Origin of the sequence: Aliarcobacter butzleri (assembly GCF_900187115.1) — a bacterium.
Lineage (GTDB): Bacteria > Campylobacterota > Campylobacteria > Campylobacterales > Arcobacteraceae > Aliarcobacter > Aliarcobacter butzleri.
On the sequence record NZ_LT906455.1, the window covers coordinates 2174662 to 2196147 of the forward strand.

Sequence of the window (21486 nt, forward strand, 5' to 3'; positions counted from 1 at the left end):
TTAATTAAAAAAAAACTGGGATAAAATCCCAGCTTTAAGAAGTTAGTTTGTAATACCATCTGATATAGGTTGTTCAACTTTTACTTGAACAGTTGGATCTCCACTATTCATATAAATATCATAACCTTTATCTACACCTGTTCCTTCTGTTTTAGACCAAGCATTTTCTTTACCATCGTCTCCAACAGTATTTTTAAATGTAACACTATCAAACTCATCTCCAGAAATTTTAATAGTGTTATCTTCACCACTTATTTTTAGAACATCATCTAAAGTTAAATTTTGAAGTTTATGATTACCTTGTGTTAAATCAATGGCTTCTATATTTGTTATGCTTGCATCTTTTAATAAAGAGAAATCAATATTATTATCTCCTTCTAAAATCAACGTATCATATCCTGTTCCACCATCTATGATAATATCACCATCTTCTTTACCATTATTTGTATTTAAATCTGTAATGATAGTATCATCTCCACCTTGACCATAAATGATATCTCTTCCTGCTCCACCACTTATGATATCATCTCCACCTCTTGTATCACCTTCTACATTTAAATCACTATGGTGTTCTTTGATATAGTCAAATTTAGCCATATTTTTTTCTAAAGTTGTCATATCTTCATAACCAGATTTTGTAAGACTTAAATACTTATCAAGAGCATTTATTCCTTGTCCTTTTGACATATAATTTTCATGCCCTTCTACAAATCTTCCATTCCATAAAAGATTATCTGTATTTATGCTATCTCCAAAGATTATATCATCTCCATCTCCACCATTTATAGTATCTGAACCAACATCTAATATATCTTCAGATACAGAACCACCTTGTAAAGCTGCTTTTAAATCCTCAGCAGTATTTACAATATCAGGTTTTCCAATATTACCAGACACTGTTTGTTTCCAGAACCAATATCCAAAACTCACATCTCCTTGTCCTATAATATCTGTATTATCAAAGAATCTTAAATAATTCTCATTTATACCATTACCTATACCTATTGCATGAACAGTACTTTGACCACTTAGTGTTTTAAATGCGTCAACAGCATCTTTCATATCAGAATATTCTGTTGTTGTACCTGTGCTTGTAGTATTTCTATTACTAAAAGTTGGATCTCCATCTGTTAGGAAATATGTTAAATTTTCATAACCTTGTGCTTTTCCATAAGTTACACTTTGAGTATCAAACCAACTTGTAGTTTTTAAGAATGCATCTTCATAGTTTGTACCACCTTCTGCTTTTAGTGCATCTATTTTTGTTATTAAATCACTAATATTTTTTGACGTTAAGTCATTAAACGTGATAGGTTCTTTAGCATTTGTATCAAAGTCTATAATCGAAACATTTATTTTTCCATCATGTCCTTTTAAACTATCAGCTAAATTTTTAAGAGCATCTTTTAGTAAATCTATTCTACTAATTGTTGTTCCCCAAGCTGTTTTAGAACCAGAAGCTTCTTTCATACTTCCTGAAGTATCTACAACTAAAGCAATATTATAATTTTTACCTGCTTGTACATTTAATTGAGTTCCCCCTGTATCACCAATTAAAATATCTTTTCCTGCTCCACCATTTATAACACTATCTTTATTAGAACCTACAACAAGAGTTGGTGTTTTATCAGTAGTGCTATCTGTTGCTGTTTTGAAGTTTTGTCCATCTTCATTATCTCTAGCTTCTGTAGCTTTTGCTTCTATTTGAAGATTAATATTTTTTGCATCTTCTTGTGGTACTTTCATAGTAAGCTTATCAGAAATAGATGTTTCACCTTGTGGTACTTTTACTGTATAACTTCCATCACTATTTTTTGATACTTCATATTTGCTACTTTCTAAAGTTGCACTTGCTGGTACATTTTTAATAATTACACTTAAAGTTTCACTTCCATCTGTATCCGTAAGAGCTGCACTTAGAGAAATATCATATTTGTAAACTGTTGTTGTATCATCAAAGACACTTCCATCTCCTTTAACAATAGTTCCATCTCCTAACTTAATATTTTCAAAATTTTGAACTCTCCATTCATTCCCATTTGCTATTAAAGCTTGATATTCAGAAAGAGTATACCCTTTTAGATAAACTGAATCATTATTTCCTTCTCCACCATCAACATAATTTTGGATTTTTCCATCTAATTCTAAATAGTCGTCTCCTGCTCCTAAACTAATATTGTTTGTTGCATTTCCACTAACAATAACTCTATCATTTCCAGAATTTTGACTTACCTGAATAGAATAAGCATCTCCTTTAATCTCTAAATAATTATTTCCACTTCCTAATTCAATAGTACCATTTGCATTTCCATCAATTCTTATTTTATCATTTCCATCTCCAGCACTTATTGTAGAAGAATTCCCTTTTATATGTAATTCATCATTACCTGAACCAAGATTAATATTATTTGTTGCTTCACCTTCTATTAATATTTTATCATCACCTGCTCCAGCATTTATTGTAGAAGAATTCCCTTTTATATGTAATTCATCATTTCCATCATCAAGATTAATTTGTTGTGTTGAATTACCTTGAATAAATACCCTATCATCACCTGTTCCTGTATTCATTCCTCCATTATTATTTCCTGATATATATACATTATCATTTCCATCTTCAGTACTTATCCATTGACTTTGATTTCCATTTATTTCTATTGAATCTGAATTGTTTGTATAATTTTTCCAACTATTATAATCACCTGTTTTTGTATAATTCCTAGAAGTATCTATAATATCCTCTTTAGAACTATATCCACCCCACCAATCAGAAGAATTATTTCCACCATTTTGATTATTATCACTTTCATCTGAACTTGGATTATTAGTACTTTGTGTTATAGATATAGTCACTTCCGGAGTATCAGCTACTGCTTTTACATCAATAGTTGTTGTATATTCACTACTAAAATGACCTTTTCCATCACCTACTTGGAATTTAAACTGTCCATCAGCATCGCTATTTGCAGTTGGCTCAAATACAACTCTTCCTGCACCAACATCTGCTAAAGTTACAATTTGATTTTTTGAAATCTCAACTTTTGTATCTTCTGTAGCTATAGTTTTATTTCCATCTTTATCTATTATAGTTTCACCTTTTGTAACTATTAGATAAAGTTTTCCATTCGTTGGTAACTCTGTAATTTTAAATTCTTTAGTATTTACAGATACATTACCAAAATCAGTCACTTTTAAGATATGAGCTGTATCTTCTTCTGTAATAATACTATCATCAGAAGAACTTGGTGTAGAATTATCACCAGATGAAGTGAAGTCAAATTCTTTAGTTACTGAATTTACTTTTTCATAATTTCCACCTTTTACTTCTACTACTTTTACTTCTACTTTTGATAAATCACCTAGGCTTTTTGCATCAATAGTTAAAGTTCCTCTACCTGTAGCATTTAATTGAACTTCATATTGTGTACCACCAATTTCCACAATAGCTGTTGCTTTTCCTTGAGGTGGATATTTTTCATCAATTTGAATATCAAATGTTACTTTTCCACCTTCAGTTACTATATCAGTAACATCAGGATTTACAACTTCTTTATATGCAATTTTATTAATCAAATAATCATCATCATGATTTGGAGCAGTAAATTCAACTTTATCAAAAGATACTAAACCACCATCTTTATTTGGTAATTCAAATGTATATGATAAATCAACTCTATCTGTTCCACCTTGTGCTTCAACAGATTTGATTAATTCTCCATCTGGACTATAATAGTTTACTTTTGCTTTAGTATTATCTCCACCACCTGTAACTTCTGCATATCCTACAACTTTACCATTATCTACAAATGTAACTCTTGCAGTTTCTGTATTATTTCTCCAAGCAAATGCTATATCTAAAGAATTTACATCTTTGTCAAATTCTATTACTATTTTTTCACTATTACCATTTCCAAGGTTACCTAACTCTTTTGTGTCACCTGAACCAGTTGTTTTTCCTTCAACTCCAAATCCATCATGATCTGTATTTTTCACAATAGCAATATTTTTTGGATTTCCAAAAGTATCAGTTGCATACATTTTTATACCAGTTGTTCCACCAAATTCAGTATTTACATCAATAACTTTTGGTGTTGTTGCAGTTGCACTTACAGTTACATAAACTCCATCATTATCGTCATCTATTGTAATAGTTGCTTTTTTGTCTACTATGTTTATTTCAGAATCTGATGTGCTTACTATTGATATAGTCTCTTTTGTTACACCTTGTTTATAAGCATCATCTACTCTTGATGTTTCAACTTCAACAGTTTTGCTTGTTTCTCCAGCTTTAAAATCAACTTTTTGACCGTTATTTAATGTAACAGTTAAATCTTCAATTAATGGTTTGTTAAATGATATAGTAACTGTTCCTACTGTTTTATCCCCTGTTATTGTTCCATTACTAGATTCTGTTACCGTGCTTCCAGTTATTTCTACTTCTGGTGCTGTATTATCTGTATAAGTTAATTTTCCAGCATTTTCATTATCACTTCCAGTATTACCTGCTTTATCTACTACTTCTACTGTTACTTGATTTCCTGCTTGTACTTTATCTGTTGGGATTGTAATTTCAAAGTTACCGTTTGAATCTGTTGTTCCTGTTCCAATAGTATTTCCATCTTTATCTTTTACAGTAAATTGTGCATTTGGTTCATCTGAAGTTCCTTTGATTGTTACTTCATCTGCTTTTCCATCTGCTGGAGAGTTTGTATCTACTACACTTACTTCTGTTATTTCTACTTCTGGTGCTGTATTATCTGTATAAGTTAATTTTCCAGCATTTTCATTATCACTTCCAGTATTACCTGCTTTATCTACTACTTCTACTGTTACTTGATTTCCTGCTTGTACTTTATCTGTTGGGATTGTAATTTCAAAGTTACCGTTTGAATCTGTTGTTCCTGTTCCAATAGTATTTCCATCTTTATCTTTTACAGTAAATTGTGCATTTGGTTCATCTGAAGTTCCTTTGATTGTTACTTCATCTGCTTTTCCATCTGCTGGAGAGTTTGTATCTACTACACTTACTTCTGTTATTTCTACTTCTGGTGCTGTATTATCTGTATAAGTTAATTTTCCAGCATTTTCATTATCACTTCCAGTATTACCTGCTTTATCTACTACTTCTACTGTTACTTGATTTCCTGCTTGTACTTTATCTGTTGGGATTGTAATTTCAAAGTTACCGTTTGAATCTGTTGTTCCTGTTCCAATAGTATTTCCATCTTTATCTTTTACAGTAAATTGTGCATTTGGTTCATCTGAAGTTCCTTTGATTGTTACTTCATCTGCTTTTCCATCTGCTGGAGAGTTTGTATCTACTACACTTACTTCTGTTATTTCTACTTCTGGTGCTGTATTATCTGTATAAGTTAATTTTCCAGCATTTTCATTATCACTTCCAGTATTACCTGCTTTATCTACTACTTCTACTGTTACTTGATTTCCTGCTTGTACTTTATCTGTTGGGATTGTAATTTCAAAGTTACCGTTTGAATCTGTTGTTCCTGTTCCAATAGTATTTCCATCTTTATCTTTTACAGTAAATTGTGCATTTGGTTCATCTGAAGTTCCTTTGATTGTTACTTCATCTGCTTTTCCATCTGCTGGAGAGTTTGTATCTACTACACTTACTTCTGTTATTTCTACTTCTGGTGCTGTATTATCTGTATAAGTTAATTTTCCAGCATTTTCATTATCACTTCCAGTATTACCTGCTTTATCTACTACTTCTACTGTTACTTGATTTCCTGCTTGTACTTTATCTGTTGGGATTGTAATTTCAAAGTTACCGTTTGAATCTGTTGTTCCTGTTCCAATAGTATTTCCATCTTTATCTTTTACAGTAAATTGTGCATTTGGTTCATCTGAAGTTCCTTTGATTGTTACTTCATCTGCTTTTCCATCTGCTGGAGAGTTTGTATCTACTACACTTACTTCTGTTATTTCTACTTCTGGTGCTGTATTATCTGTATAAGTTAATTTTCCAGCATTTTCATTATCACTTCCAGTATTACCTGCTTTATCTACTACTTCTACTGTTACTTGATTTCCTGCTTGTACTTTATCTGTTGGGATTGTAATTTCAAAGTTACCGTTTGAATCTGTTGTTCCTGTTCCAATAGTATTTCCATCTTTATCTTTTACAGTAAATTGTGCATTTGGTTCATCTGAAGTTCCTTTGATTGTTACTTCATCTGCTTTTCCATCTGCTGGAGAGTTTGTATCTACTACACTTACTTCTGTTATTTCTACTTCTGGTGCTGTATTATCTGTATAAGTTAATTTTCCAGCATTTTCATTATCACTTCCAGTATTACCTGCTTTATCTACTACTTCTACTGTTACTTGATTTCCTGCTTGTACTTTATCTGTTGGGATTGTAATTTCAAAGTTACCGTTTGAATCTGTTGTTCCTGTTCTAATAGTATTTCCATCTTTATCTTTTACAGTAAATTGTGCATTTGGTTCATCTGAAGTTCCTTTGATTGTTACTTCATCTGCTTTTCCATCTGCTGGAGAGTTTGTATCTACTACACTTACTTCTGTTATTTCTACTTCTGGTGCTGTATTATCTGTATAAGTTAATTTTCCAGCATTTTCATTATCACTTCCAGTATTACCTGCTTTATCTACTACTTCTACTGTTACTTGATTTCCTGCTTGTACTTTATCTGTTGGGATTGTAATTTCAAAGTTACCGTTTGAATCTGTTGTTCCTGTTCCAATAGTATTTCCATCTTTATCTTTTACAGTAAATTGTGCATTTGGTTCATCTGAAGTTCCTTTGATTGTTACTTCATCTGCTTTTCCATCTGCTGGAGAGTTTGTATCTACTACACTTACTTCTGTTATTTCTACTTCTGGTGCTGTATTATCTGTATAAGTTAATTTTCCAGCATTTTCATTATCACTTCCAGTATTACCTGCTTTATCTACTACTTCTACTGTTACTTGATTTCCTGCTTGTACTTTATCTGTTGGGATTGTAATTTCAAAGTTACCGTTTGAATCTGTTGTTCCTGTTCCAATAGTATTTCCATCTTTATCTTTTACAGTAAATTGTGCATTTGGTTCATCTGAAGTTCCTTTGATTGTTACTTCATCTGCTTTTCCATCTGCTGGAGAGTTTGTATCTACTACACTTACTTCTGTTATTTCTACTTCTGGTGCTGTATTATCTGTATAAGTTAATTTTCCAGCATTTTCATTATCACTTCCAGTATTACCTGCTTTATCTACTACTTCTACTGTTACTTGATTTCCTGCTTGTACTTTATCTGTTGGGATTGTAATTTCAAAGTTACCGTTTGAATCTGTTGTTCCTGTTCCAATAGTATTTCCATCTTTATCTTTTACAGTAAATTGTGCATTTGGTTCATCTGAAGTTCCTTTGATTGTTACTTCATCTGCTTTTCCATCTGCTGGAGAGTTTGTATCTACTACACTTACTTCTGTTATTTCTACTTCTGGTGCTGTATTATCTGTATAAGTTAATTTTCCAGCATTTTCATTATCACTTCCAGTATTACCTGCTTTATCTACTACTTCTACTGTTACTTGATTTCCTGCTTGTACTTTATCTGTTGAGATTGTAATTTCAAAGTTACCGTTTGAATCTGTTGTTCCTGTTCCAATAGTATTTCCATCTTTATCTTTTACAGTAAATTGTGCATTTGGTTCATCTGAAGTTCCTTTGATTGTTACTTCATCTGCTTTTCCATCTGCTGGAGAGTTTGTATCTACTACACTTACTTCTGTTATTTCTACTTCTGGTGCTGTATTATCTGTATAAGTTAATTTTCCAGCATTTTCATTATCACTTCCAGTATTACCTGCTTTATCTACTACTTCTACTGTTACTTGATTTCCTGCTTGTACTTTATCTGTTGGGATTGTAATTTCAAAGTTACCGTTTGAATCTGTTGTTCCTGTTCCAATAGTATTTCCATCTTTATCTTTTACAGTAAATTGTGCATTTGGTTCATCTGAAGTTCCTTTGATTGTTACTTCATCTGCTTTTCCATCTGCTGGAGAGTTTGTATCTACTACACTTACTTCTGTTATTTCTACTTCTGGTGCTGTATTATCTGTATAAGTTAATTTTCCAGCATTTTCATTATCACTTCCAGTATTACCTGCTTTATCTACTACTTCTACTGTTACTTGATTTCCTGCTTGTACTTTATCTGTTGGGATTGTAATTTCAAAGTTACCGTTTGAATCTGTTGTTCCTGTTCCAATAGTATTTCCATCTTTATCTTTTACAGTAAATTGTGCATTTGGTTCATCTGAAGTTCCTTTGATTGTTACTTCATCTGCTTTTCCATCTGCTGGAGAGTTTGTATCTACTACACTTACTTCTGTTATTTCTACTTCTGGTGCTGTATTATCTGTATAAGTTAATTTTCCAGCATTTTCATTATCACTTCCAGTATTACCTGCTTTATCTACTACTTCTACTGTTACTTGATTTCCTGCTTGTACTTTATCTGTTGGGATTGTAATTTCAAAGTTACCGTTTGAATCTGTTGTTCCTGTTCCAATAGTATTTCCATCTTTATCTTTTACAGTAAATTGTGCATTTGGTTCATCTGAAGTTCCTTTGATTGTTACTTCATCTGCTTTTCCATCTGCTGGAGAGTTTGTATCTACTACACTTACTTCTGTTATTTCTACTTCTGGTGCTGTATTATCTGTATAAGTTAATTTTCCAGCATTTTCATTATCACTTCCAGTATTACCTGCTTTATCTACTACTTCTACTGTTACTTGATTTCCTGCTTGTACTTTATCTGTTGGGATTGTAATTTCAAAGTTACCGTTTGAATCTGTTGTTCCTGTTCCAATAGTATTTCCATCTTTATCTTTTACAGTAAATTGTGCATTTGGTTCATCTGAAGTTCCTTTGATTGTTACTTCATCTGCTTTTCCATCTGCTGGAGAGTTTGTATCTACTACACTTACTTCTGTTATTTCTACTTCTGGTGCTGTATTATCTGTATAAGTTAATTTTCCAGCATTTTCATTATCACTTCCAGTATTACCTGCTTTATCTACTACTTCTACTGTTACTTGATTTCCTGCTTGTACTTTATCTGTTGGGATTGTAATTTCAAAGTTACCGTTTGAATCTGTTGTTCCTGTTCCAATAGTATTTCCATCTTTATCTTTTACAGTAAATTGTGCATTTGGTTCATCTGAAGTTCCTTTGATTGTTACTTCATCTGCTTTTCCATCTGCTGGAGAGTTTGTATCTACTACACTTACTTCTGTTATTTCTACTTCTGGTGCTGTATTATCTGTATAAGTTAATTTTCCAGCATTTTCATTATCACTTCCAGTATTACCTGCTTTATCTACTACTTCTACTGTTACTTGATTTCCTGCTTGTACTTTATCTGTTGGGATTGTAATTTCAAAGTTACCGTTTGAATCTGTTGTTCCTGTTCCAATAGTATTTCCATCTTTATCTTTTACAGTAAATTGTGCATTTGGTTCATCTGAAGTTCCTTTGATTGTTACTTCATCTGCTTTTCCATCTGCTGGAGAGTTTGTATCTACTACACTTACTTCTGTTATTTCTACTTCTGGTGCTGTATTATCTGTATAAGTTAATTTTCCAGCATTTTCATTATCACTTCCAGTATTACCTGCTTTATCTACTACTTCTACTGTTACTTGATTTCCTGCTTGTACTTTATCTGTTGGGATTGTAATTTCAAAGTTACCGTTTGAATCTGTTGTTCCTGTTCCAATAGTATTTCCATCTTTATCTTTTACAGTAAATTGTGCATTTGGTTCATCTGAAGTTCCTTTGATTGTTACTTCATCTGCTTTTCCATCTGCTGGAGAGTTTGTATCTACTACACTTACTTCTGTTATTTCTACTTCTGGTGCTGTATTATCTGTATAAGTTAATTTTCCAGCATTTTCATTATCACTTCCAGTATTACCTGCTTTATCTACTACTTCTACTGTTACTTGATTTCCTGCTTGTACTTTATCTGTTGGGATTGTAATTTCAAAGTTACCGTTTGAATCTGTTGTTCCTGTTCCAATAGTATTTCCATCTTTATCTTTTACAGTAAATTGTGCATTTGGTTCATCTGAAGTTCCTTTGATTGTTACTTCATCTGCTTTTCCATCTGCTGGAGAGTTTGTATCTACTACACTTACTTCTGTTATTTCTACTTCTGGTGCTGTATTATCTGTATAAGTTAATTTTCCAGCATTTTCATTATCACTTCCAGTATTACCTGCTTTATCTACTACTTCTACTGTTACTTGATTTCCTGCTTGTACTTTATCTGTTGGGATTGTAATTTCAAAGTTACCGTTTGAATCTGTTGTTCCTGTTCCAATAGTATTTCCATCTTTATCTTTTACAGTAAATTGTGCATTTGGTTCATCTGAAGTTCCTTTGATTGTTACTTCATCTGCTTTTCCATCTGCTGGAGAGTTTGTATCTACTACACTTACTTCTGTTATTTCTACTTCTGGTGCTGTATTATCTGTATAAGTTAATTTTCCAGCATTTTCATTATCACTTCCAGTATTACCTGCTTTATCTACTACTTCTACTGTTACTTGATTTCCTGCTTGTACTTTATCTGTTGGGATTGTAATTTCAAAGTTACCGTTTGAATCTGTTGTTCCTGTTCCAATAGTATTTCCATCTTTATCTTTTACAGTAAATTGTGCATTTGGTTCATCTGAAGTTCCTTTGATTGTTACTTCATCTGCTTTTCCATCTGCTGGAGAGTTTGTATCTACTACACTTACTTCTGTTATTTCTACTTCTGGTGCTGTATTATCTGTATAAGTTAATTTTCCAGCATTTTCATTATCACTTCCAGTATTACCTGCTTTATCTACTACTTCTACTGTTACTTGATTTCCTGCTTGTACTTTATCTGTTGGGATTGTAATTTCAAAGTTACCGTTTGAATCTGTTGTTCCTGTTCCAATAGTATTTCCATCTTTATCTTTTACAGTAAATTGTGCATTTGGTTCATCTGAAGTTCCTTTGATTGTTACTTCATCTGCTTTTCCATCTGCTGGAGAGTTTGTATCTACTACACTTACTTCTGTTATTTCTACTTCTGGTGCTGTATTATCTGTATAAGTTAATTTTCCAGCATTTTCATTATCACTTCCAGTATTACCTGCTTTATCTACTACTTCTACTGTTACTTGATTTCCTGCTTGTACTTTATCTGTTGGGATTGTAATTTCAAAGTTACCGTTTGAATCTGTTGTTCCTGTTCCAATAGTATTTCCATCTTTATCTTTTACAGTAAATTGTGCATTTGGTTCATCTGAAGTTCCTTTGATTGTTACTTCATCTGCTTTTCCATCTGCTGGAGAGTTTGTATCTACTACACTTACTTCTGTTATTTCTACTTCTGGTGCTGTATTATCTGTCGAAATTACTGGATTTTCTGTAATAAGTTGCGGATTCAAAAGACTAGTATCAATTGCTCCTTGCTCAATAATTATTTCTCTAATATTATTAGCTTCTGGTTCTATTAAATCACTTTCAACGTTTGTAGAAAAACCATCTCTTGTGCTAAATCTAGCAGTAACTCTTCCTTCTTCAGTTGGTTCTTCTTCTCCAGCTTGTGTCTCTTGTTGCGTTGGATCACCTGCAGCTGTTTCCATATCATCACTTACATCATTTGTTGTATTATTCCATGCACCTAAATCTGCATTCTCAAATGTTGTATTTATATCACCTTTTGAAAAAATTACTTCTTCATTTCCAAAAGTAACTTGATTCAAAGAAGAATCTATTAGCTGCTGTTGTGCTTGATTTAAAACAATAATATCATTTCCAGATAATTCCATCTCTACTTTCGCAGAAATTTGATTTGAACTATCACCATAAACTACCTCATTTTCTGATATACTATCACCAATACTTAATTCTCTGATATTTCCCGAAGAGTCTTTTGCATAAAATACTCCTCCTTCTAAAGTTTTAACAATCCCTACTTGTGCCATGTAAGTTCTCCCTTTGTTAATTTACTAAGAAGATTATATAACTTTAAATTATTATTGTCTATCACCCCTAGGGGTGACATTTAATAAGAAAGATAATTATTTTTTATTTATATTCTAAGTTATTTATAAGGATTTTTTTATTCTTAAAAGGCTCTATTACAGCTTCTATATCGCTTAATTTATATTTTAAAGGGAATCCTATTTTTGAAAGAGTTGCTGTTGTTTCTAAAATATAAAATTTTTTATCATTTATATATAAAGCTTCTTTAGAAATATTCAAATTATCAAGATTGATAATAACAAAAATATGTTCGGGAACAAGTACAAAATAAACTTCATATCCAAGCACTTTTAAAAGAGAAATCAGTAAATTGGACTTATCATCACAATCACCAAAATTTTGTTCAACGACTTGTTTTGGGCTTTTTGCAATACTTTCATTTATTTTATATGGAATTGTTGTAACAAAATCCAATAAATTTTGAACTTCACAAAGTTTATCTTTATTACAATTTTTAGTAAGATATGAAGCTAACTTTATAGTATAGTCATCTTCTCTTACTTGATTTACATAAGTTGTATCACCTATATCTGTAAACTGATTTTTTACAATAAAAAAAGAAGAATATATCATATAAATCAAATTTATAACAAAAACTATTGAAATAAAAAAGGATAGATATTTTAAAAATTTATTATTTATTAACATTATAAAATTAAAGCCAAACCAATATTCAAAACTATTAGTTCAGTGTGTTCTAAAGTAAATCCTAAACAATCACCATTTACAAAACCAAACTTATTATTTAAAATCTTTAATATAAAATAAAAACTCAAAAGGGATAAAAGCAAAATAATAAAAATATTTTTACCTATAAAAAAAGCAATAATAATATAAATCAAAGCATAGATTTTTAGTCTAAAAATCCCCCCACTTTGGAAAGCCAAAGATAAAAAGCTATCTTTACTAAATTTAAAATATTCAAGTAAATATAAAAGGTTTAATCTTGAAAAAGTACAAACTATTAAAAATAAAACATACTCTTTTTGATATAAAACATAAGTGATAATTCCAACTTTTAAAAGTACAAAAGAAAAGGCATACAAAGCTCCGATTGCTCCAATAGTTGATTCTTTCATAATCTTATAAGCATCTTTTCCACTATAAGAAGCAAACCAAGCATCAACAACATCAATTATTGCTTCTGTATGAATAAATCCATATAAAAATAAATAGATAACAGAAGAGACAAAAGCTGCATATATTGGTGAGAAGAATTGATTAAAAAAAAGATTAAAACATACAACTATTGAAGCCAAAATAGCTCCAACTAAAGGTAGTAATGCAAGAGTATATTTATATGTAATATTATTTATTTCCATATTTCTTACAAAAACTGGAATAATTGAAAAATATGAAAGGGCAAAGAAAAAAGCGTTTAATAATTGTTTCATTTTATTTTTCTTTCAATTCCATATTTCACTTCATAAACCTCATCGCATAATTTTACTAATTCTTGTCCAATAATTCCTGAATAATCAACAAATCTTCTTGACTCTTTGTCAAAAGGAATTACTCCACAAGAAACATCATTTAGAATAAAAATGATATTTGCTTCTATTTTACAAATCTCTGAAAGTTGTAGCTTCAAACTTTCTTCATTGTTCTGAAGATTATTAAAAAGCCACATTGAAATACAATCTATTAAATAAGTATTATTTTCTTTTATAACTTTTGTTAAATCTTTGGGTTCTTCGATGGTTATAAAATCATTTTTTCGTTCAATTATATGTTTATTTATTCGCTCACTCATAGAACTATCTCCAAACGAATTATCATAAGTTGCTATATAATATGGTTTTTTAGTTGTAGATAATTCAAAAGCTTTTTTTATTCCAGCTTTTGTTTTTCCTGATTTTTGTCCACCAAAATAAAATATTTTCAAATTCTTCCTTCTAAATTTTCTAAATAATTAAAAATATTTTTCTATCTCTTTTACCCAAAGAGTATAAGCTTTTCCATTTAGATGTAAATCATCAGTTGTAAATTCTGACTTTAATACTTTATTTGGTGCAAAAATTGGATTTAAATCTATAAAATCAATATTATTGTTTTTAGCAAAATCTTTTAATTTTTCATTTAATTTTTCTATTTTAGGATTAAAATTTTGTTTTCTTGTTTCTCCAATATAAAGAGTTGATTGAATATGAACTTTTATATTTTTTTCTTCAAAAGATTTGATTATCTTTTTATAATTTTCAAAAACTTCATTTTCATTTTTTCCTCTCATTATGTCATTTACACCAATCATAATAAAAACTTGTTTTATACTAGGACTAACTGTTGATAATCTATCTAATACTCCACTTGTTGTATCTCCACTTATTCCTCTATTTTGAACTGTATTATTATTTAAAAGTTCATCCCATCTTCCCTCATCAGTTATTGAATCACCCAACATCATAGTTGTGTATTTACTATTATTCATCAAAACCTCAAATTGACTTTTTTTATGTTTATAGTATGGATCATTTTGTATTTTCCACTCTTCAACTTTTTGTATCTCTTTTGCTTCTAGATTATAATTATTTAAAAATAGTAAACCACATAAAGCTATTAATATTTTATTTTTCATTTTACTCTCCTAAAAACTCTTCTATTTTTTTTGTAACTATCTGTTTTGATAAACCATTTATTGAAGCATAACATAATGCGCCACCACAGCCAACACCCTCTTTAGCTTCTCCTTCATCATATAGTTTTAAAGCTGGATGTGAAGATAAACTAAAATCAAAATCACTTGAATAAGCATTTATAGGAAAATCAAGTTGTTCTAAAAGTGCTTTGATATTTGAATTTTTATCTTCTTTTATCCATTTTGTAGTAAAAAGTGCTAGATTTGAAGAATCAAGAACTCCATCCATACTTTTTAAAATAGAATTCACAACAAGTAAAACACAAGCCATCTGTGTTCCACCAGCTAATACAATCTTTAGATTTTTATTTTGACTACCTAAAATAAATCCTGCACAAAAAATTATCATATTATCACTAACTTTTGATAATTTATCAAATAAATCATCATTTGAATTGATATTTGCTAAAGCATTTTTGATTGTTTTTTCTTTTATATCATTTGGATTATTTTTAAATGAACTTGAAAAATATCCATCACAATCATATCCCAAAGCTTTTGCTGTCGCATTTGCTGTTGTAGTTCCTGCTGGAATTGTTTCAGCTAAAATAATATAATCATCTTTTGTTTCATAGCTTTGCGCGAACTCTATTCCTTTTTGGAAAGTCTCCATAGCAGGTATATTTGCATTTTTATCTATACTATTACTTGGGTTTATATCAAAATTATGTATTTTAAAATACTCTATTTGTGGAACTACTTCCAATCCCAAATTTAAAATTTCTATATTTGAAAAAGGTTTAAGCTCATGAATTGCTCTAGTTATTATTGCAGGAGTTGGAACTCCTTTTGGAGTTTTTGCAATATCAGGTAAAGATTTTACTTGTTTTATACATAAAAACTCTGCATCCAAAGTTGGAGTAAGAAATAATTTTTGAGGAATTCCAGCTTGTGAAATATTTGGAATCTCACAAGTTTTTGTTACACTACAACCAAGCAAAAAAGTGGCTTTCTTACCTCTTAGAAACTCTATAAAATCAGCTTTTCCTAAAATTGTTTTAAAGTTCATTTGAAGCCTTTTATAAAAATAATTTTTGCGAAGTATAACAGATATTATATAAATTGATACGTTCTTTAAATTTTTCTTATATTTATTTTGTAACAAAATTATATTATAATTCTTGTATGACTTTAGAAGGAGCATAATATGTCAAAACAGACTTTAAAATTATTCGTGCCAATTATTGTTGCAATTGCACTATGGTTCGTTCCTGCACCAGAAGGATTGACACAAAACGCATGGCACTTTTTAGCAATATTCTTTGCTGTTGTAGTAGGACTTATTCTTGAGCCAGTTCCAGCTGCTCTTGTTGGTTTTGCAGGTGTTTCATTTGTAGCAGTTTTAGGATTAATTGGAAACTCTAAAGAGAGTATCACTTGGGCATTATCAGGTTTTTCAAATAGTGTTATTTGGTTAATCTTTGCTGCATTTATGTTTGCACTTGGTTACAAAAAAACAGGTTTAGGAAAAAGAGTTTCTCTTATAATGGTTAAATATATGGGAAAAAGTTCATTAGGTCTTGGATATGCAGTTGCATTTTCAGATTTAATTTTAGCACCATTTATGCCATCAAACACTGCAAGAAGTGGTGGTTCAGTATATCCTGTTGCTATTAATATTCCTCATATTTTTGATTCTTGGCCAGATAAAGAACCAAGAAAACTTGGAGCTTATATTACTTGGGTTGCTATTGCAACTACTTGTGTAACAAGTTCTATGTTCTTAACTGCACTTGCACCAAATTTACTTGCTGTTGATTTAATTGCAAAAAATACTGGTCATGCAATTACTTGGGGAGAGTGGGCAAGCGTTATGTTACCACTTATGATTCCTTTATTTTTATTGACTCCTTGGTTAACTTATGTAATTTATCCACCAACACAAAAAACATCTCCTGAAGCTCCAGCTTGGGCAGCAGAAGAGTTAAAAAAACTTGGTGCTATTACATTTAAAGAGTATTTAATGGCAGGACTTGCAACTGTTGCTTTAGTTTTATGGATTTTTGGAAAAGAGTTTGGAATTGATGCAACAACTACTGCTATTTGTATTGTATCTGTAATGGTTTTAACAGGTGTTATTACTTGGGATGATTTACTTTCAGATAAAGCAGCATTTAACGTATTCATTTGGTTCTCAACTTTAGTTGCTATGGCAGATGGATTGAAAAAAGTTGGTATTTTAGATTATATTGGAAAAAATGCACAAACTGCATTATCTGATTTACATACAACATCACTGCTAGTTGCATTGATTGTATTGTTTTTCTTATTACACTACTTTTTTGCAAGTGTAACTGCACACGTAACTGCACTTGTACCTGTATTTATGGTTATTGCAGCAAGTTTATTACCTGCTGAACAAATTTTACCATTTACAATTATTCTAGCAGGAAGTTTAGGGGTAATGGGAATTATAACTCCATATGGAACAGGACCATCGCCAATTTGGTATGGAGCTGGATATATTTCTCAAGCAAAATGGTGGGCATTAGGTGCTGTTTTTGGAGCACTTTATCTTGCAGTTATTATTTTAGGTGCATTCTTATTCATCTAAAAAATTTAAAAGGAAGTTTTAACTTCCTTTTAAAAAATCGTTTGATAAATTAATGCTATTGCCATCAAAAATAAAAATCCTTTTATAACTTTATTATAATTTTCTTGTGGAATTTTGTTCTTTATTTTGAGTCCAATAACCATTGCAACTACAACAAGTATTAAACTACTAAAAGAAATTGTTAACAACTCCTGCGTAAATGAACCATGAATTGCAAAAAGTATAATTTGAATAAGTTTTCCAAACAAAAAACATATATTTGAAGACTGAATTATCTCTTTTCTTGAATGTTTTGATTCTAAAGAATATATTATTAAAACCAAAGCCATAACATTTGTTAAACCACCTATAATTCCTGCACTCAATCCAAATATAACAAGTGAAGTTTTAGGTTTATTTTTTACCCAAACCATTTCAAATTTGAATTTTTGAATTAATAAATAAAATATAATTGAAATTGCCAATAATAATTTAAAGATTTCAGAACTACTATAGATTAATATTTGTGTACCAATAGCACTTCCTATCATCGCAAAAATCGCTAAAGGATAAAACCTTTTTATAGCACTTAAAAAGTTTCCTTCACTAAAAATAGCTATCAAATTAATCAAAAGAGTAGGAATAGCAACATACAAAATAGCTGTTTTCATATCTGTAATCATTGCTAAAAGAGGAGTTGAGATTAAAGGAAAACCAAAACCAATACTTCCTTGAACCAAAGAAGAAAAAAATAAAATTATTGAAAAGATGATTAAAAAATCAATATTTAAGTCCATAATAAATCCTAAAAAAGAAGGATTTATTATATATGAATATCATTTAATTTTGAAAATTTTTGTTTACTATTTCCAAAAAGTCCTTTGGATTTTTGTAACCAATAATTCTTGAAGCTTGAATTTCATTTTTATCTTTATCCCAAAATATTAAAGCAGGCGGTCCAACAACACCAAACTTTTTTTGTAAAGCTTTGTCTTCATCATTGTTTTCAGTTACATCAGCTTTTAATAAAGTAAATTCTTGAAGTTTATTTATAACTTGTTCATCTTGAAAAGTAATCTCTTCTAACTCTTTACATGAAACACACCATGATGCCCAAAAATCTAACATAACTGGTTTATTTGAGTTTTTAATTGCAAGTTCAAGTTCTTGAATATTTTTTACTTTTTTAAAAATCAACTTTTCATCAGAGACTTGTGTCATTTTTGATGAAGTAAATTTTTCCAAAGGATTTAAAGGATTTGTTGCACCACTAATTGCCCCAACAAATAAAATAACACCCACAATAAAAATCATAACAGTAATCAACTGAGTTAAAATATGTTGATAAATTTTTAGATAAATAGCACTTCCTAAAAGTAATAATGCCCATAAATATATAATTATACTTGCATCTAAAACTCTATCTAAAAGCCAAATTGCAACACCTAACATTACTATTCCAAAAATTTTTGTAATACTTTCCATCCAGCCACCAGGTTTTGGCATAAATTTTCCGGCACCTAAACCAATTAGAAGTAATGGAACTCCCATTCCTAAACTCATAACAAATAAAGCTAATCCACCAAGAATTGCATCACCTGTTTGTCCAATATAAACTAATGCTCCTGCAAGTGGAGGTGCAACACAAGGACCAACGATGAGAGCAGATAAGAATCCCATAATTGCAATTCCTAATATTCCTTGTTTTTCTTTTCCATCAGTTGTTTTATTTACTCTATTTTGAATAGCTTGAGGAAGTCTAATTTCAAAATAACCAAACATAGAAAATGCAAGGGCAACAAATATTAAAGCAAAAATAACTAATACATAAGGATTTTGAAGTGCTACTTGTAAATTTGCTCCAAAAATTCCTGCAATTACTCCAGCTATTGTATATGCAACACTCATTGATAAAACATAAACCAAAGATAAAAAGAAACCACGACTAGCCGTCATAGTTTCATTTTTTGAAGCACCAACAATAATTGATGATAAAATAGGAATCATCGGAAAAACGCAAGGAGTTAAAGATAAAAGTAAGCCAAATCCAAAAAATGTAAGTAAAACTAAAAGTAGGTTTTTCTCTTTTAAACTATTTGCAATACTATCTGTTTCATTAAGATTTTTATTTGTTTCAATTTTTTGTTCTAAATCTTTTTTTGCTTCGACTTTTTGTGCAATTTCATCTAAAGATAATAGATATTTTTCATTGATTGGAGCATAACAAAGTCCAGCTTTTGAACATCCTTGAAATTTTAACTCAATTTCAAACTCTTTTGAATCAACTTTTGATTTCAAAAGATTATAAGGAATAGTTAAATTTAAATCATCAAAATGCACAATAAATTCTTCATAATTTACAGGTTTTGGGATATTTAACTCTTTTGTAATCTCTATTTTTTGTGGTTTTAATATATTTATTTGTAATTTATCATGATATAAATATATATCTTTTCCTAATTCAAATTTGATATTTAAACTATCTTCATTTTTTATAAATTTTACTTTAAATGCCTCTTCTGGCTCTAAAACTTTATTTCCAAGTTCTAAAGAAAAAGAGTATATAAAAAGCGTTAAAAGCAATAAAATTTTTTTCATCATGCACCTATATTATCTTTTTTTATTTTTCTTTTCTGAGTATTTGAAGATTTTGGTTTTATATTTTTTTCTATGTAATCCATTATTTTTTGAGCTATATTTATATTTGTTGACTTTTCTATTCCTTCAAGTCCTGGACTCGAGTTTACTTCCATAACTAACGGTCCTCTTTTTGAAGGTATCATATCAACACCACAAACTCCAAGTCCCATTGCTCTTGCTGCAGCTATTGCAGTTGCTTTTTCTTTTCTACTAAGTTTATAAGCGACTGCACTTCCACCTTGATGTAAGTTTGACCTAAAGTCTCCTTCTGCCCCTTGTCTTTTCATCGCACCAACAACTTCGTTATCTACAATAAAAGCTCTTATATCTGTACCATTGGCTTCTTCAATATACTCTTGAACAAGTAAATTTACATCCATCCCATAAAAAGCATCAAGAACTGATTTAGCAGCTTTTTTACTATCCACTAAAACAACTCCAACACCTTGAGTTCCCTCTAAAATTTTTAAAACTAAAGGTGCTCCTCCACTTAAAGCAATAACATCTTTTGCATTTGATTTATTTGAAGCAAAAACTGTTCTTGGTAAATCCACATCATTTTTTGATAAAACTTGTAAACTTCTAAGTTTATCTCTACTTCTTGTAAGTGCTAGATTTCCTGTTGTACTAAATACATCTTGCATTTCAAAGTGTCTAACCATTGCTGCACCATAAAAAGTTTTACTTGCACCAATTCTAGGAATTATAGCATCGGGAATTGGTAACAATTTTCCTTCATAGTTCACAAGTAATTCACCTTTCATAATCTCAATCGTACATTTTAAATAATCTATTACTTTTACTTCCCAGCCTTTTGCCGTTGCTTCTTGTACTAGTCTTTTTGTTGAATACAAATTTTCATTTCTTGATAAGATATAGATTCTCATATTATTACCTTTTAATTAACCTTTGATAAATACTCTTTTGAAACATCTACTAAAAAACGATTTGTTAAAAATTTTCTTCCAATTAACATTGGATATTTCATATCTGAACGATCTGTCAAAGATATCACTGTTTTATAATTTTTCCCAAAAAAAGATACTACAACTTGAATTGATGCTCTTAATTGGATTATTCCGTTTGAACTTTTAACTTTTTTTAATTTATAAAGAGGCATTTTTATTTTTTTACCATGGTAAGCTGGATGAACTTCATCTAATAAAGAAAAGTGAACAAACTTTTCATCATCAATAAATATATCATCGCAATGTAACGAATTTGAATCTGCGCCAGTATCTATTTTAGCATCTAAGCCATAAAGCTCTAAGTCTAAAATATCAATAACTTCTCTTCTTCCAATAACTTTCATTTGTGACATAACTTACCTCTTTAATAAAGGTTATTATATCACAAAAGATTTTTTTAGGCTATTTTTTGCTATCGCTAGCTTTTTGTAAAATAGCAATAACTTCTTCTAAATTTTCATAAGGAATATGAGCTTTCCATTGAACATCTATTCCATTTAATGAAACACCTATGCTTACAATATCATCTGTATCTTTTCCATAAGGTTCTGTTACATTAGAGATTGTTATTTTTCCTTTTTTTGTACCTGCTAATGCTAATGTTCCAATTTCTGTAATAACTGACATATTTCTCTCCTTTAAT

The 21486-nt window shown here is 30.1% G+C and carries 12 protein-coding genes; 1 reads left to right on the forward strand and 11 read right to left on the reverse strand.

Annotated features, from left to right (window positions below):
* Positions 1–42: 42 nt before the first annotated feature.
* From CKV87_RS10880 to cobT, 6 genes are all read right to left on the reverse strand, one after another.
* Positions 43–12006, reverse strand: coding sequence for an Ig-like domain-containing protein (locus CKV87_RS10880; RefSeq protein ID WP_095065860.1), 11964 nt, complete (start codon positions 12004–12006; stop codon positions 43–45).
* A gap of 103 nt (positions 12007–12109) precedes the next feature.
* Positions 12110–12715: a transglutaminase domain-containing protein gene (locus CKV87_RS10885; RefSeq protein WP_012148038.1), complete on the reverse strand. Its 606-nt coding sequence runs from the start codon at positions 12713–12715 to the stop codon at positions 12110–12112.
* Complete coding sequence (locus CKV87_RS10890; protein WP_012148039.1) at positions 12715–13461, reverse strand: adenosylcobinamide-GDP ribazoletransferase; 747 nt, start codon at positions 13459–13461, stop codon at positions 12715–12717. Before CKV87_RS10890 ends, CKV87_RS10885 begins: the two co-directional genes overlap by 1 nt.
* Positions 13458–13952: a bifunctional adenosylcobinamide kinase/adenosylcobinamide-phosphate guanylyltransferase gene (locus CKV87_RS10895; RefSeq protein ID WP_012148040.1), complete on the reverse strand. Its 495-nt coding sequence runs from the start codon at positions 13950–13952 to the stop codon at positions 13458–13460. The genes CKV87_RS10890 and CKV87_RS10895 overlap by 4 nt, the downstream gene beginning before the upstream one ends.
* 27 nt (positions 13953–13979) lie before the next feature.
* On the reverse strand, positions 13980–14642 hold the full coding sequence (locus CKV87_RS10900) for a GDSL-type esterase/lipase family protein (RefSeq protein WP_012148041.1): 663 nt from the start codon (positions 14640–14642) through the stop codon (positions 13980–13982).
* 1 nt (position 14643) lies between these two features.
* Entirely contained in the window at positions 14644–15711 is a 1068-nt protein-coding gene (cobT, locus tag CKV87_RS10905; RefSeq protein ID WP_012148042.1) for a nicotinate mononucleotide-dependent phosphoribosyltransferase CobT, read from the reverse strand.
* A gap of 138 nt (positions 15712–15849) precedes the next feature.
* Between cobT and CKV87_RS10910 the strand changes: the two genes are divergently transcribed.
* Positions 15850–17256 carry a DASS family sodium-coupled anion symporter gene (locus CKV87_RS10910; RefSeq protein WP_012148043.1) on the forward strand — a complete coding sequence of 469 codons (1407 nt, stop codon included), beginning with the start codon at positions 15850–15852 and terminating at the stop codon, positions 17254–17256.
* Between the two features lie 29 nt (positions 17257–17285).
* Here CKV87_RS10910 and CKV87_RS10915 read toward each other — a convergent pair whose 3' ends face one another.
* Genes CKV87_RS10915 through CKV87_RS10935 form a run of 5 tightly spaced genes read right to left on the reverse strand, consistent with a single transcriptional unit; the run spans position 17286 to position 21470 of the window.
* Positions 17286–18032, reverse strand: coding sequence for a sulfite exporter TauE/SafE family protein (locus CKV87_RS10915; RefSeq protein WP_012148044.1), 747 nt, complete (start codon positions 18030–18032; stop codon positions 17286–17288).
* A gap of 43 nt (positions 18033–18075) precedes the next feature.
* The gene (gene dsbD / locus CKV87_RS10920) at positions 18076–19833 is read right to left on the reverse strand and encodes a protein-disulfide reductase DsbD (RefSeq protein WP_012148045.1); all 1758 of its coding nucleotides are present in this window, start codon (positions 19831–19833) and stop codon (positions 18076–18078) included.
* The gene (gene rimK / locus CKV87_RS10925; RefSeq protein ID WP_004511073.1) at positions 19833–20762 is read right to left on the reverse strand and encodes a 30S ribosomal protein S6--L-glutamate ligase; all 930 of its coding nucleotides are present in this window, start codon (positions 20760–20762) and stop codon (positions 19833–19835) included. Before rimK ends, dsbD begins: the two co-directional genes overlap by 1 nt.
* Before the next feature lie 11 nt (positions 20763–20773).
* On the reverse strand, positions 20774–21196 hold the full coding sequence (locus CKV87_RS10930; protein WP_004511074.1) for an ATP-dependent zinc protease family protein: 423 nt from the start codon (positions 21194–21196) through the stop codon (positions 20774–20776).
* 49 nt (positions 21197–21245) lie between these two features.
* On the reverse strand, positions 21246–21470 hold the full coding sequence (locus CKV87_RS10935; RefSeq protein ID WP_004511075.1) for a hypothetical protein: 225 nt from the start codon (positions 21468–21470) through the stop codon (positions 21246–21248).
* Between the last annotated feature and the right edge of the window lie 16 nt (positions 21471–21486).